14 protein-coding genes are annotated in these 13,370 nt (G+C 60.8%); 11 read left to right on the top strand and 3 right to left on the bottom strand.

Annotated elements, in window-relative coordinates; translation table 11 throughout:
• Positions 1–165: 165 nt before the first annotated feature.
• The 9 genes from G3N95_RS01265 (at position 166) to G3N95_RS01225 (ending at position 8,620) form a co-directional block, all read left to right on the top strand.
• On the top strand, positions 166–1,314 hold the full coding sequence (locus G3N95_RS01265) for an SRPBCC family protein (protein WP_205968142.1): 1,149 nt from the start codon (positions 166–168) through the stop codon (positions 1,312–1,314).
• Positions 1,315–1,346: 32 nt separating this feature from the next.
• Positions 1,347–2,534, top strand: coding sequence for an ABC transporter ATP-binding protein (locus tag G3N95_RS01260; RefSeq protein ID WP_205968141.1), 1,188 nt, complete (start codon positions 1,347–1,349; stop codon positions 2,532–2,534).
• Position 2,535: 1 nt separating this feature from the next.
• Positions 2,536–3,591, top strand: a complete 1,056-nt coding sequence (locus G3N95_RS01255) for an ABC transporter substrate-binding protein (RefSeq protein WP_205968140.1) — start codon at positions 2,536–2,538, stop codon at positions 3,589–3,591.
• Positions 3,592–3,627: 36 nt separating this feature from the next.
• The gene (locus G3N95_RS01250) at positions 3,628–4,881 is read left to right on the top strand and encodes an ABC transporter permease (RefSeq protein ID WP_205968718.1); all 1,254 of its coding nucleotides are present in this window, start codon (positions 3,628–3,630) and stop codon (positions 4,879–4,881) included.
• 30 nt (positions 4,882–4,911) lie between these two features.
• Positions 4,912–5,739: an ABC transporter permease gene (locus tag G3N95_RS01245; RefSeq protein WP_205968139.1), complete on the top strand. Its 828-nt coding sequence runs from the start codon at positions 4,912–4,914 to the stop codon at positions 5,737–5,739.
• 312 nt (positions 5,740–6,051) lie between these two features.
• Positions 6,052–6,594, top strand: a complete 543-nt coding sequence (locus G3N95_RS01240; protein ID WP_205968138.1) for an RNA polymerase sigma factor — start codon at positions 6,052–6,054, stop codon at positions 6,592–6,594.
• Positions 6,591–7,442, top strand: coding sequence for an anti-sigma factor (locus G3N95_RS01235; protein ID WP_205968137.1), 852 nt, complete (start codon positions 6,591–6,593; stop codon positions 7,440–7,442). Before G3N95_RS01240 ends, G3N95_RS01235 begins: the two co-directional genes overlap by 4 nt.
• A 138-nt stretch (positions 7,443–7,580) precedes the next feature.
• Positions 7,581–7,850, top strand: a complete 270-nt coding sequence (locus G3N95_RS01230; protein ID WP_205968136.1) for a hypothetical protein — start codon at positions 7,581–7,583, stop codon at positions 7,848–7,850.
• A 293-nt stretch (positions 7,851–8,143) separates the two neighbouring features.
• Entirely contained in the window at positions 8,144–8,620 is a 477-nt protein-coding gene (locus G3N95_RS01225) for an RNA polymerase sigma factor (RefSeq protein ID WP_205968135.1), read from the top strand.
• 41 nt (positions 8,621–8,661) lie between these two features.
• On the opposite strand, the gene G3N95_RS01220 is transcribed toward G3N95_RS01225, so the two are convergent.
• On the bottom strand, positions 8,662–9,138 hold the full coding sequence (locus tag G3N95_RS01220) for an Lrp/AsnC family transcriptional regulator (protein WP_205968134.1): 477 nt from the start codon (positions 9,136–9,138) through the stop codon (positions 8,662–8,664).
• Positions 9,139–9,278: 140 nt separating this feature from the next.
• Here G3N95_RS01220 and G3N95_RS01215 point away from each other — a divergent pair, with 140 nt between their 5' ends.
• Positions 9,279–10,031 carry a 3-oxoacyl-ACP reductase family protein gene (locus G3N95_RS01215; RefSeq protein ID WP_205968133.1) on the top strand — a complete coding sequence of 251 codons (753 nt, stop codon included), beginning with the start codon at positions 9,279–9,281 and terminating at the stop codon, positions 10,029–10,031.
• Positions 10,032–10,161: 130 nt separating this feature from the next.
• Here the strand turns inward: G3N95_RS01215 and G3N95_RS01210 are convergent, their stop codons facing one another.
• Both G3N95_RS01210 and G3N95_RS01205 read right to left on the bottom strand, forming a co-directional pair.
• Positions 10,162–11,454: an MFS transporter gene (locus G3N95_RS01210; RefSeq protein ID WP_205968132.1), complete on the bottom strand. Its 1,293-nt coding sequence runs from the start codon at positions 11,452–11,454 to the stop codon at positions 10,162–10,164.
• A gap of 143 nt (positions 11,455–11,597) precedes the next feature.
• The gene (locus tag G3N95_RS01205) at positions 11,598–11,849 is read right to left on the bottom strand and encodes a hypothetical protein (RefSeq protein ID WP_205968131.1); all 252 of its coding nucleotides are present in this window, start codon (positions 11,847–11,849) and stop codon (positions 11,598–11,600) included.
• A 469-nt stretch (positions 11,850–12,318) separates the two neighbouring features.
• On the opposite strand from G3N95_RS01205, the gene G3N95_RS40990 reads away from it, so the two are divergent.
• Positions 12,319–13,254 (top strand): AraC family transcriptional regulator, encoded by a 936-nt coding sequence (locus G3N95_RS40990; protein ID WP_205968130.1) that lies wholly within the window; start codon positions 12,319–12,321, stop codon positions 13,252–13,254.
• Positions 13,255–13,370 lie beyond the last annotated feature (116 nt).

The following is a 13,370-nucleotide window of genomic DNA, read 5'->3' as shown; positions in this document are numbered from 1 at the left end:
CTGCCGCTAGCAGCAACCGCACTGCATAGCCAAAACCTTTGCCTTGCATCCAAAAACAATATTTTGGCTGGGAATTTGGCTTGATAGATTGATGTCCATGTCGAGCGCAATGCCGCGCAATCCAGCGTCGGCGCGCTCTCGCAAGCTCGGAACAGGGAGGGCGGCATGGCAAATCCGGCAAGGACGATTACAGTGCAAGCGCTTGTCGACGAGCTGCAGACCGGTTGTGAACGGTCATTCGGCGAAGCGCGCGCGATGCCGCCCGGCGTCTATACGTCCCCCGAATTTCTCGCCCTGGAAGAGCGCGACATCTTCTCGCGCGAATGGCAGTGCGTCGGCCGCGCAAGCGCACTGAAGGCGCCCGGCGATTACCTGACTACGCGCATCGGCGACCAGCCGATCGTCGTGCTGCGCGACGAACAGATGCAGCTGAAGGCAATGTCGAACGTCTGCCTGCATCGCATGTCGGTGTTGCTCGAAGGACGCGGCAACGTGCGCAGGATCGTGTGTCCGTACCATGCGTGGAATTATTCGCTCGATGGCGCGCTGAAAGGCGCACCGCTGATGGACCGGCAAGAGGGCTTCTGCAAGGAAAGCTATCGCTTGCCCGCTGTGCGCTGCGAAGCGTGGCAAGGCTGGATCTACGTGACGCTCGATGACAGCGCGCCATCCGTCGGTGTGCAACTTGCCGGGTTGAGCGAGCTGATCGGCGCATACGGCATGTCCGACTACATCGAAACATTCTATGAAGAGCACGTGTGGGATACGAACTGGAAAATCCTCGCGGAGAACTTCATGGAGAGTTATCACCTGCCGATGCTGCATCGCGCGACGGTAGGCCCGCATTCGCGGCTAGAGGAAATGGAATGCCCGCCGGGCTCACCGGCCTTCAACTATCACTGGATCACGAAGGAAGCCTCATTGCCGATCGGCAATGCGCATCCCGACAACACACGCCTCACGGGACACTGGCGCAAGACCACAGCCTTGCTCGCGATCTATCCCACTCATCTCGTGACGCTCACGCCGGGTTACTTCTGGTATCTCGTGCTGCAGCCTCAAGGTGTGGGGCGCGTGCATATCCGCTTCGGCGGCGGACTGGCGCCGGAATTCATCGCCGATCCGCAAGCCCAGGCTCATATGGCCACGCTGAAAAAGCTGCTCGACGAAGTCAATGCTGAAGACCGGCGCGGCGTCGAGGCGGTATTTCGCGGCGTGCACGCACCGCTTGCAAAGCCGGGCCATCTGAGCCATCTCGAACGCCCCAATTATGACTTCGCGCGCTATCTCGCGTCGAAACTCCGCACGCAATGAATTCGACGCAACACCGACAGGACGCAAGCACGATGTCAAACCCTTCCTACATTTCGTTTTCGGGCGTGAGCAAATCGTATGACGGCACGCACTATGTCGTCGACGATCTGAACCTCGACGTGCGCAAGGGCGAATTCCTGTCGCTGCTCGGACCGTCGGGTTCCGGCAAGACAACGACGCTCATGATGCTTGCCGGTTTCGAAACGCCCACGCAAGGCGAGATCCGGCTCGACGGACAACGGCTCGACGACAAGCCGCCGCATCAGCGCGACATCGGCATGGTGTTCCAGAACTATGCGCTGTTCCCGCATCTGACGATTGCGGAGAACGTTGCGTTTCCACTTTCCGTGCGTCATGTGAGCCGGGCTGAACAGGAGGCGCGCGTCAAACGCGCGCTCGATATGATCGAATTGCCTCATCTCGCGAGTCGCCGTCCTGGACAACTCTCCGGCGGACAGCAGCAGCGTGTTGCGCTGGCGCGCGCGCTCGTCTTCGAGCCGAGCGTCGTGCTGATGGACGAGCCGCTCGGTGCGCTCGACAAGCGCCTGCGCGAAACGATGCAATACGAAATCATGCGGCTGCATCGCGAACTCTCGCTCACGATCGTCTATGTGACCCACGACCAGGCCGAAGCACTGACCATGTCGGACCGCGTCGCTGTGTTCTCGGATGGGCGCATCCAGCAGGCGGCGACGCCGAGCGAGCTTTATGAAAATGCGCAAAATGCGTTCGTCGCGAACTTCGTCGGCGAGAACAATGGACTGACGGGGCGCGTCGTCGACGTGCGCGGCGATGGCGCGAGCCTCGCGCTGGCAGACGGAAGCATCATCCGCGGGCGTTGCGAAAGCGGCTTGCGCGAGGGCGATCACGCGATGCTCGCGCTGCGCCCCGAGCGCGCACATATTCCCGCAGCCGAAGGCGTGCACGTCGACGAAAACAGCAATGCGGTGCGCGCGCGTGTCGAAGAACTCGTGTATTGCGGCGATCATCATCGCGTCCATCTCAAGCTCGGCTCGCGCGACACCATCGTCGTCAAGGTTCCCAATACGCAGCGTCACGCGCTGCCGTCGCCCGGCGACACAGTCGAAGTTGCCTGGCGCCACGACGACTGCAAGATTCTCGCAGTGACAGCCGGCGCGCTGCACGCCACGCCAGCTAACTGTACTTCGCCGTCTCCCTTACCTTCAATCATGACGACCGCACCCGCAGGAGCCAACTGACATGCGCACCCCTATCAAGGCACGACGTGCCGCCTTTGCCGCACTTTCCGTCTTCGCTTTCGCCACGGCCAATGCCTGGGCAGCAGAGACACTTTCCGTCGTGACCTTCGGCGGCGCTTATGAAGCAGCTGCGAAGAAAGCCTATTTCGAGCCGTTCACGCAAGCGACGGGCGTGGGCTTCTCGACGGAATCGTACGACGGGGGACTCGCAAAACTCTCCGCGATGGAGCAGGCAAAGAACACCACGTGGGACCTGATCGACCTCGAAACGAACGATGCGATCACCGCATGCGACGAAGGTCTCTTGAAGAAGTTCGACAAGAAGACGCTGGGCAAGACGAGTGATTTCATTCCCGGCTCGATCAGCGATTGCGCGGTCGCGAGCATGGTCTGGTCGACCGTCTTCGCCTACGATGCGAGCAAGCTGAAGACGGCGCCGACCACTGTCGCCGACTTTTTCGACTTGCAGAAATTCCCTGGCAAGCGCGGCCTGCGCAAGTCGCCGAAGGTATCGATGGAATGGGCGTTGATCGCCGACGGTGTCGATCCGAAGGACGTATACAAGGTGCTCGGCACGCCCGCCGGTGTCGATCGCGCTTTCAAAAAGCTCGATACGATCAAGAAGAGCATCGTCTGGTGGGAGTCGGGCGCACAGGCGCCGCAGTTGCTCGCGGACGGCGCAGTGGTGATGACGCAGGCGTACAACGGCCGCATCGACGATGCCGCGAAGAAGGACAACAAGCCCTTCAAGGCAGTGTGGGACGCACAGGTCTACGACTTCGACTGGTGGGGCATTCCGACGGGCGCGAAGCATGCTGACGCAGCGGCGAAGTTCATCGTGTCCGCTTCGCAGCCGAAAGCTTATGCCGATCTGTCGAAGTACATCGCCTATGCGCCGCCGCGCAAGGATGCCATCGCGCTCGTCGACAAGCAGCGGCTGACCGATCTTCCGACATCGCCGGATAACTTCAAGCGCGCGTTGCAGATCAATGCGAGCTTCTGGGCCGACAACGCGGACCAGATCAACAAGCGTTTCCAGACATGGCTGACGCAATAACTTCCTGTTGAGCGAGAGCCTGACGTGACCACCAGCATGCCCGTTTCGGCCCAGACCACGGCTCCCGGCTCTCCTTCGCGAGCCGGCGGCCGCGCGTCGTTCCACCAGGCACGGCGCCGCGCATCGACCCAGGCGCTGCTGCTCGCGCTGCCGTTGATCCTGTTTCTGCTGTCGACGTTCATCGCGCCGATTGCATTGCTGCTCGCGCGCAGCGTGCAGAATCACGAACTGCCCGACAGCATGCCAGCGCTCGCGCAGGCACTCGATGCGTGGGACGGACGCGGCATGCCGGACGAGCACACGTTCGCCCTGCTCGCGTCGGGCCTGAAGCAGGCGCAGGAGAGCGGACAACTCGGCACGGTGGCACGTCGTCTGAACTTCGCCCAGGCCGAATTCCGCAGCCTGTTGATGCGTACCGCCCGCAACCTGCCCGCCGATCCACCGCCCGCCTGGAAGCCCGCACTCGTGAAACTCGACGAACGCTGGAATTCCCCGGAAACGTGGCGTCTGCTGAAGCGTGCCGCCGCATCGCCCACACCCGACTACCTGCTCGCCGCCGTCGATGCGCAGGTCACGCCGCAAGGCTCGGTCGGATTCGTACCCGATAACGCTTCCGTTTATCGGCAAGCGTTCCTGCGCACGATCTCGATCAGCGCGACGGTCACGCTGCTGTGCCTGCTGCTCGGCTATCCCGTTGCATGGATGCTCGCCAGTCTGCCGGCAAAAAGCAGCAACCGCCTGATGCTGCTCGTGATCGTGCCGTTCTGGACCTCGCTGCTGGTGCGCACGACGGCATGGTACGTATTGCTGCAACCCGCCGGTGTCGTCAACAGTTTGCTGACGGGACTCGGACTTGCGACACATCCTTTGCCGCTGATCTTCAATCGCACGGGCGTGTTGATCGGCATGACGCACGTGTTGCTGCCGTACATGATCCTCGCCATCTACTCCGTGATGAAAAGCGTGCCGCCCGTCTATGTGCGAGCGGCGCAGTCGCTCGGCGCGCATCCGTTCATCGCATTCGTGCGGGTCTATGTGCCGCAAACGCTGCCCGGCGTGGGTGCGGGCTGCTTCCTCGTGTTCGTGCTCGCGCTTGGTTACTACATCACGCCCGCGTTGCTCGGCGGCGCCGGCGACGAGATGATCAGCCAGCTCATCGCGATGCAGACGAACACGCAACTCAATTGGGGCCTCGCAGGCGCGTTGTCGGCGTATCTCGTGATCTTCACCGCGATCTTCTATTTCATCTTCAACCGCATCGTCGGCATCGACCGTTTGCGCTTCGGTTGAGCCGCCCATACCCGACGCAGAGAGACGGACATGCAGGAACAACGCAAAAGGGTTCTGACGGAACGCATCGCGGCGCGCTGGGTGCGCGTGCATACGGCGCTCGTGCTGTTCTTTCTGATCGCGCCGATTCTCGCCATCATCCCGCTCTCGTTCAATTCGGGTTCGTATTTTTCGTACCCGTTGCAGGGCCTGTCGCTGCGCTGGTACGAACAGGCGCTCACCAGCGCGGACTGGCAGCGCGCGCTATTGAACAGCCTCGGTATCGGCGCGGCATCGACGCTGATCGCGACCGCGCTCGGTACGCTCGCGGCGCTGGGCCTGAGCCGGTCGCAATTTCCGCTGCGTTCGCTGATCATGCCGATCATCATTTCGCCGATGATCGTGCCGATCGTGGTCGTGGCGGCAGGCTTCTATCTGATCTTCGCGCCGCTCGGCCTCGTGAATTCATATCCCGGCGTCGTGCTGGCCCACGCGGCGCTCGGTACGCCGTTCGTCGTCATCACCGTGACTGCGTCGCTGCTTTCATTCGATCAGAGCCTTCTACGGGCCGCATCGGGACTCGGCGCGAAGCCGTGGGTCGCATTTCGCCGCGTGACGTTGCCGCTCATCGCGCCAGCCGTCGCGACGGGCAGCGTGTTTGCGTTTGCGACTTCGTTCGACGAGGTGATCGTCATTCTCTTCATCGGCGGCCCCGATCAAACCACGGTGCCGCGGCAGATGTGGAGCGGCATCCGCGATTCGATCGATCCTTCGATTCTTGCGGTGGCGACGATGTTGATCGTGTTTGCGGTACTGCTTTTTGCCAGCATCAACTGGCTGCGCGGTCGTGCTGAGGCCGCGAGTCGAGCGCTCGCTTGACGCACAGTAAGAATGTGCACGGCAGATGACACCGCAGGTCTGCCCTGCAACACCCCATAAGTCCACATCCTGGGATATCGACCCGCCTCTCTGATCGCATCGGTGCATGCGATTGCTACGTACGCTTGCAAATAGTCCCTCTCCAGACACACGCCAGATACATCGCCTGGCTGTAATGCATGCATGCGCGCCCGCCCGCTCTGTTTGCGTCGCGGCACGCTGAGTGGCCCAACCCGGCCAATGGCAAACGAAACGAGAGATCCAGGATGCCCGGCGCGGCATCGCGTACATGGGTATGGAGAGCTACGTTCGATGAGCGATGCTGACCTGTCTAACCTGATTCCGGAGATGCTTCCGCGATTGTGGGCGTTCGCGCTTCGCCTGACGGGCGACCAGCACGACGCCGAGGATCTCGTGCAGCGCGGGTGTCTGCGCGCGCTCGAGCGTGCGCATCAACTCCAACCCGGCACCGCTCCGTTGAGCTGGATGTTCTCGATCGTTCATTCCACGTGGCTCAACGAGTTGCGGGCGCGTAATCTGCGCAGGCAGTCAAGCTTCGAATGGGACCAGAACTTCCTTGAAAATGTCGCCGATCCCGCCGGCAACGATCCCGAAACGCAGCTCATGCATGCGCAGATCATCGGCGCAATCGAGCGTCTGCCCGAAGTGCAGCGCGTCGTGATGCTGCTCGTCGCGGTCGAGGGCATGACGTATCGGGAGGCGGCCGACGTGCTCGATGTGCCAATGGGTACCGTCATGAGCCGGTTGTCGCGAGCGCGGCAAGCCGTCGGTTCGATGATCGGCGAAGATGCGGACCTGCAGTCCACGAGGCTGCAAAAGGATTCGCTCGCATGATCGACGACGCTCAACTTCTTGCCTATGTAGACGGCGAACTGCCGCCCGAAGAACGTGAAGCGGTGGAAGCCCGGTTGGGCCAGTCGGCCGACGCTCGGGCAAAAGTCGAACTGCTGCGCGCATCGCGGGTCGACTATGCGGCGGCGTTCGCGTCGCAGCCGCTGCCGCCCGTGCCTGATTCGCTCAGACTGGGCGTTGACGCGCTGATCCGTGCACATGGCGCAGTGCCTCAGCATGCACGCGATCAACCGACAGATGTCCGCCGCGGCGTTCCGCTATGGCTGGCAGCCGCGTGCGTCGCCGGCGCTTTTACGTGCGGCATGTTGATGCGTCAGGGCATGCCCGGTGCCGGCGACGCGCAAACGGCCGCGAATCCGGATGTTGCGCCGTGGGTGACGGCTGCCGCAGGTTATCAGAAGCTGTTTACTCGCGAGACTGTTGCCTACGTCAAGAACGACGCGGCGACCCTCAGGAAGATCGTCAGCGACATACGTCAGCAGGACCACCTGCCGTTGCGTATTCCGGATCTGAGCAGTGCGGGACTCACTTTCAAGGCGATGCAGCGTCTGCGATTCAACGACAAGCCGCTGCTGCAGATCGTCTATCTGCCGGAAAGCGGCCCGCCCGTGACGCTATGCGTGATGAAAGATGCGCGGCCCGATCATCCCGTGGCCGTGCACACGGTTGATACGTTGGACGTCGCGATGTGGCGGCAAGCAGAATTAGGTTACGCGCTGATCGGCAAGCCTGAAGGCGTGAATCTCGTCGAACTCGGCAAGCGGATTTCGACGTTTGATGTAAGACCGTTATTCACGGACGCGGGTCCCGAGCAACCTGTTGCCGACTAGCACGCAAGTGCCGTACCGCTGGCAGTGCGCGAGCGGACGGAATAATCACGGGCTTCATCTGTTATCTCTCAAGCCGCCGCAGACCAGGACAACCGGGCGCAGGCTTCCTACCGACGCAAGAGGTGAACGACAGGCCTTATGGATCCGGACGATATCGAGTTGATGGCCTACGTGGACGGAACGCTGCCCGCTCACCAGCATCGGGCGGTGAGGCGTGCGGCAAGCGCATCGCCCGAGATCGCCAGGCGCGTCGCGGCGCTTGAGGCGTCGCGCCTGCCCTACGCCGCGGCTTTTGCGCAACAGACTGTGCCGCCCGTGCCGGCGAGCCTTCGCGCGACGATCGACGAACTTCTGCGTACTGCACGGCTCAACGCATCGCCAACGCGCAAACATCCGCCTTTGGTCTAGCGGAGCACGCAGCCGCATCATTCGCATCGGCTAAAGCGCACAAAAACGCGGCGCGTGCTAATTCTCCATTTAAGCGACGGAAAATTTGGCTCAGGTCTCCTGTCGGGTGTCGATAACATCCATGGCGAGATGTACGGTTCTCGACGCGCTGGGTGGCTTCGTTCAAGTTCCCTTAAGACGCAAGCATTGACAGCCCTTCTCACACCAAAAGCAAAGAACCTGAGGACTGATCGTTCAACACCGAATGAGCATCCGCTGGAATAGACATTCGCGCTCATCGACATGAGAAAGTAATGCTCCAACAAGACCTCAGCATCGCACTATCCGATGCGCTACCCAGAGTGTGGCGATTTGCGGTAAGGATCGCGCGCGATGCCGATACTGCCGAACAGATCGTTCAACGCGCTTGCGAATGCGCGATCAGGGACACTCATCCGCCGCCCGCCGGCATGCCGTTTATCACGCGTATGTTCGAAACGGTACACGCGCTATGGCTCGATCACGCGGACAATCAGCCATCTTCCAACGACTACCGCCGCGCGAGCGCCGCACAATTGGGCTCGAAAGACATCGTCGGCGCCGTCGACCGGTTACCGCAGCACCAGCGCATCGCCATGTTGCTCGTGCACGTCGAAGGGTTGAGCTGCGAGGAAGCGGCTATCGTTCTGCGGCAGCATGTGCAGACCGTCGAACGTCATTTGTATGCGGCCCGTGTGACCATCGGCAAGCAACTGCGTGACCGTCAGGAAATTCCCGCGCAGCGTTCGTGATCAAACTCACACGCCATTCCCGCTCGCCCGGCATTCGTCTTTCACGGCTGCCATTCGTGCGGCCGCACCGGCAACTCCGTCTTGTACTGCACGCGACGCAACGTGATGGACGTGCTGACGTCGCGCACGCCCTCGATCGTGCTCAGCCGCATCACCACGAATCGCTCGATACCCGAGATGTCATTGGCAACGACACGAATCATATAGTCGAATTGCCCTGTCATCAGGTAGCACTCCATCACCTCTTCGCAACTCGCTATCGCGCGCTCGAATCCTGCAAGCGTTTCCGCCGATTTCTCCAGCGCAACCGACACGTAGGCGCTGATCGGCAATCCAACCTTCTCCTGGTCGAGCAGCGTGACGTACTGCTTGATCACACCTGCCTCTTCCATAAGGCGGATACGGCGGTAAAGCGGCGACGGAGAGATCGCGAGTGCATCCGCCAGTTCGGACGCTTTCAATTGCGCGTTGCGCTGAAGGGCTCTCAAGATACCGACATCAGTCTTATCCAGTTTCATTAGCTCGTTTTCCTATTTGAATTCTCCGCTCGGCTCGAACCGGCGAAATACATCACTTCTTTGCTCCGATATTGGCTCATCGTGAATGTGTGCCCTCACTAGAATCGACCTGCATTCAGCCACGTATGAAAGGACATCAAATGGCAACAGCTAACGGAACATTGCAGGGCAAAGTCGCTCTCGTAACAGGCGGCTCCCGCGGCATCGGTGCGGCTATCGCGCACCGCTTCGCTCGCGACGGCGCAGCCATCGCCATCACTTACGCGTCGTCGCCCGACGACGCACATGAAGTCGTCGCCTCGATCTGTCACGCCGGCGGACGGGCAATGGCCATCCGCGCCGACAGCGGCGATACGCAAATGGTTCAGCAAGCGGTACGCGCCACCGCAGAGGAGTACGGACGCCTGGACATCCTGGTCAACAACGCCGCCATGCTCCGCATCGGCCTGATCGACGAGTTCAAGCTCGACGACTTCGAGCGCATGCTGGCCATCAACGTCAAAGGTCCATTCGTCGCCATCAAGGAAGCATTGCATTACATGCCGAAGGGCGGACGGATCATCAACATTGGAAGCGTCAGCAGCGAGTACACGCCGATCAACGGTCTCTCCGTCTATTCCTCGACCAAGGGCGCACTCGCCAGCATGACCCGTGCGCTGGCGCGGGATCTCGGCGACGCCGGCATTACGATCAACAACGTGCAGCCTGGCCGCATCGACACCGCGATGAATCCGGCGGACGGCCCGATCGCCGACCGTGTGCGTAGCATGATTGCGTTGGGCCACTACGGACACCCCAACGATGTGGCAGACGCGGTCGCCTGGTTGGCGAGCCCGGATGCCGGATTCGTGACGGGCGCCAACATCAAGGTCGACGGCGGAACCAGTGCTTGACGACAGTGCCACCCTTGTCTGATGCGACTGGGCGTGGTTTTCACTGCGCCTGGTCATACCCGGCAAGCTCTTTGGGTTAGCGCGTCTGCGGGCGCGCTAACCGTCATCTGGAGCTGCCTCACGCTGCGCGTCAGCGCTTGCGCCAGAAAGCCAGGCCTGCCACTGCACCGATCACCGACAACGCGCCGACATAGAACTCAGGCGCCTGCGGATTCGCTTTCAACATCAACGCAATCACGACGGGCGTTAGTCCACCAAAGACCGCATACGCGACGTTGTATGAAAACGAAATGCCGGAGAAGCGCACGAGTGGCGGAAACGCATTGACCATCGCAACAGGAATGGCGGCAACGGCGCCGACGAAAAAGCCCGCGACCGCGTAAAGCGGCAGCAGCGATGACGGATCGACCGAAAGGCGGTTCAGCATCAGGAAGTACGATGCACCGAGCAGCAGGCATCCGAAAAAGAGCGTTCGGCCGATGCCGATGCGCGCGGTCAATGACCCCGCGACAACGCACCCGATGGTGAGGCAAAGCGTGGCGACGGAATTGGCTTGCAATGCCGTGGACGGATCGATATGAAAACGCTTTGCGACGAGTGTCGGCGTCATCAGGATCACGACGACGATAGCAGCCGTCAGCGTCCATGTCAGGATCATGGATATTAGAACCGCTCGACCATGATCGCGCAGCACGGCCTTCAGCGGCACTTCCTTCGCAAGGGAGTTCTTCTGCTGCATGTCGACGAAGACCGGCGTCTCGTTCAGCCATCGGCGCAAGAACGCGGACAAGAGTCCAAAGAGCCCACCCATCACGAACGGCAAACGCCATGCGTAAGCGCTGATCTGATCGTGAGAGTAATGATGATTGATACCGCCCGCGATCAGTGAGCCGAGCAGGATCCCGAACGTGAGTCCGCCCGTCAGCAATCCACATGCGTAGCCGACGTACCGGTGAGGCACGTGCTCGGCAACGAAGACCCACGCCCCCGGCACTTCGCCGCCCACGGCCGCGCCTTGCAGCATCCGGCACAGCAGCAGCAGAACCGGCGCGAAGACGCCGATGCTCGCGTACGTGGGCAGCAGGCCCATCAGGAGCGTCGGCAGGGACATGAGCATCACGCTCAGCATGAACATGCGCTTGCGGCCGGCGAGATCGCCGAAATGCGCCATCACCACGCCGCCGAGCGGTCGTGCAACGTACCCCGCGGCAAAAATGCCGAACGTCTGCACCTGCCGCAGCCAGTCGGGGATCGACGGCGGAAAGAACAGTTGTCCGATCACTGCCGCGAAAAATACATAGATGACGAAGTCATAGAATTCGAGCGCACCGCCGAGAGCAGCCAGAACGAGCGTTCTATGATCGCTGCGCACAAGTTCACGATGCGGTACGAACGATATCTGGGTTGAATTAGAGAAGTCCATGTCAGAAGTGGGTTATGGGTGAGCAAGACCGACAATTGCAGTAGTCCACAGCACTTTCCGCGTGCCGGGCACGGGAATAGCCTCGTGCTGACTTCCATAACACCTGACGGCCTCATCCTATTCCGCGATCCACTCGCACGGCGTCACATGTCGGCGTGTTCAACGTGCAGCTCCACGATGTACGCTTCACCGCCCTCACCCATTCCGCCAACGAATGAATCTGCGTGGTCCGCGTCCTTTGGCGCGAACAGGGTCCAGCATTCCGCTATGGAATGCCCCGGAAGAAGCGTCGAGAGAACATGAAAGATCGCCATATTCACCAGCACAGCAATCGCAAATGCAATGCAGGCGGCGTCGAATGCGAGTAGAAGAAATAGAGGATCGAGCAGAGGCATGGGTGTATTCGCGACCAAAGAAATCGATTGACTGGATGACCAGACGACGCCATCGATCACTACAACACCTGAATTCTTCGGTTATTCCGCGCGAAACGCCTGCCGCCCGGCAGCAAACCATGCGTTTGAACATTGCCGAAAGCGCGCTCGGGCTCGCACACGCCAGATCCTCTGCAATCCGCTTGCCGCAACTTTCCGACTTGCAGGCTACGAAATATGAGCAATTCGTCACGATTCTCAGGCAGGCCACTTAGCCCGGCGACATGGGTGGCGGCTGCGAGCGAAGCCTAACGAAGACAGCGCCAATGCGGCCGATATGTTCGTACCTCTTTTGAACAGAATTGATATTTCTTGTATCTTCCAATTCGTTGCATCATCCACAGGCAGCCACGCGACGGCTCATGGACCCGAAACCCGGAAGGGTTATTCGCGTGAGCAGCCAACATAAACAGACAGACGCAGAGGATACGTGGCTTCGACGAGTCGAATCAATGACGCTCCGGCGCTGGTCCAGCCGTCGGCATCGCGTTACTGGGCGGGTGCGTTCATCGAACATTTCGACAACGGCACGGTCCGGAATCTGCGCCAGAAAGCGTTCACCGGGCTCTCGGTGTCGGTCGCCGATCTGCATTGCGAGGGGCCGACGTGCAAAGACATCCGGATCGGTTGTGCACGCCTTAGCGTAACCCTCGACGAACGCGGCGGGCGCATGGAAGGACGGACGAGCACGTCGCGTCCGGCAACGAGGCGCTTCGACACGTTACATCAGATGTCGTTGACGCCCGCCAACATGCCGCTTTGGGCCTACAGCGACACGACGCGTTATATCGCGTTCGCGTTGTTCTTTTTCGACTACGCAACCGTACTGCCGTTGATCGGAGACGACGCCGACGTGCGCGCGCTCGTAGAACCACGGCTGATGTTTTTCGACGAGCGTGCTTTCCTGCTAGCACGACTACTTGCGATGGAATGCAACGACAACACACAGACCGACCTTCTTTACGGAGACAGTCTCTCGGTCGCGTTGCTGCTAAGGCTTTGCCGCCTCGGCAAGAGCGAGGAATCGCAGCCACGCGCTGCGCTCGCCCCGCACCGCCTGCGCCTCGCACAGGAATACATGCGGACCAACCTGTCGACCAGCGTGCGCCTCGAAGAAGTGGCCTCGCTCCTCGGACTGTCGCCCGCGCATTTTTCGCGCGCGTTCAAGCAGTGCACGGGATTGTCGCCTTATCAATGGCGACTGAATGAACGTCTCGAGCATGCGTTGCGTATGCTCGCGCAGCCGTCGCACACGATCTCGCAAGTCGCACTCGCAACCGGGTTCACCGATCAGGCTCATTTCACGCGTGTATTCAGACGCGCTTATGGCACGACCCCTGCCGCGTGGAAAAGGGACGCGCGCTGAACCAAGTGTCGTCGAAGCGAAAAGCGTTCTCGAAACACTTAAAGCATGGAAAGACCCGCTTTGGCTTCCACTGCGATGAAGTGTTCTGCTACATCGCAGGCTTAACCGACGTCGCG

This window comes from Paraburkholderia sp. Tr-20389, assembly GCF_017104565.1.
GTDB lineage: Bacteria > Pseudomonadota > Gammaproteobacteria > Burkholderiales > Burkholderiaceae > Paraburkholderia.
The sequence above is the reverse complement of the archived record's forward strand: the minus strand, read 5'-3'. Positions and strand labels throughout refer to the sequence as shown.

Excerpts from the sequence above, each read along its gene's own strand:
- G3N95_RS01265 (WP_205968142.1), top strand. The coding sequence starts at position 166 with ATGGCAAATCCGGCAAGGACGATTACAGTGCAAGCGCTTGTCGACGAG.
- G3N95_RS01260 (WP_205968141.1), top strand. The coding sequence starts at position 1,347 with ATGTCAAACCCTTCCTACATTTCGTTTTCGGGCGTGAGCAAATCGTAT.
- G3N95_RS01255 (WP_205968140.1), top strand. The coding sequence starts at position 2,536 with ATGCGCACCCCTATCAAGGCACGACGTGCCGCCTTTGCCGCACTTTCC.
- G3N95_RS01250 (WP_205968718.1), top strand. The coding sequence starts at position 3,628 with ATGCCCGTTTCGGCCCAGACCACGGCTCCCGGCTCTCCTTCGCGAGCC.
- G3N95_RS01245 (WP_205968139.1), top strand. The coding sequence starts at position 4,912 with ATGCAGGAACAACGCAAAAGGGTTCTGACGGAACGCATCGCGGCGCGC.
- G3N95_RS01240 (WP_205968138.1), top strand. The coding sequence starts at position 6,052 with ATGAGCGATGCTGACCTGTCTAACCTGATTCCGGAGATGCTTCCGCGA.
- G3N95_RS01235 (WP_205968137.1), top strand. The coding sequence starts at position 6,591 with ATGATCGACGACGCTCAACTTCTTGCCTATGTAGACGGCGAACTGCCG.
- G3N95_RS01230 (WP_205968136.1), top strand. The coding sequence starts at position 7,581 with ATGGATCCGGACGATATCGAGTTGATGGCCTACGTGGACGGAACGCTG.
- G3N95_RS01225 (WP_205968135.1), top strand. The coding sequence starts at position 8,144 with ATGCTCCAACAAGACCTCAGCATCGCACTATCCGATGCGCTACCCAGA.
- G3N95_RS01220 (WP_205968134.1), bottom strand. The coding sequence starts at position 9,138 with ATGAAACTGGATAAGACTGATGTCGGTATCTTGAGAGCCCTTCAGCGC.
- G3N95_RS01215 (WP_205968133.1), top strand. The coding sequence starts at position 9,279 with ATGGCAACAGCTAACGGAACATTGCAGGGCAAAGTCGCTCTCGTAACA.
- G3N95_RS01210 (WP_205968132.1), bottom strand. The coding sequence starts at position 11,454 with ATGGACTTCTCTAATTCAACCCAGATATCGTTCGTACCGCATCGTGAA.
- G3N95_RS01205 (WP_205968131.1), bottom strand. The coding sequence starts at position 11,849 with ATGCCTCTGCTCGATCCTCTATTTCTTCTACTCGCATTCGACGCCGCC.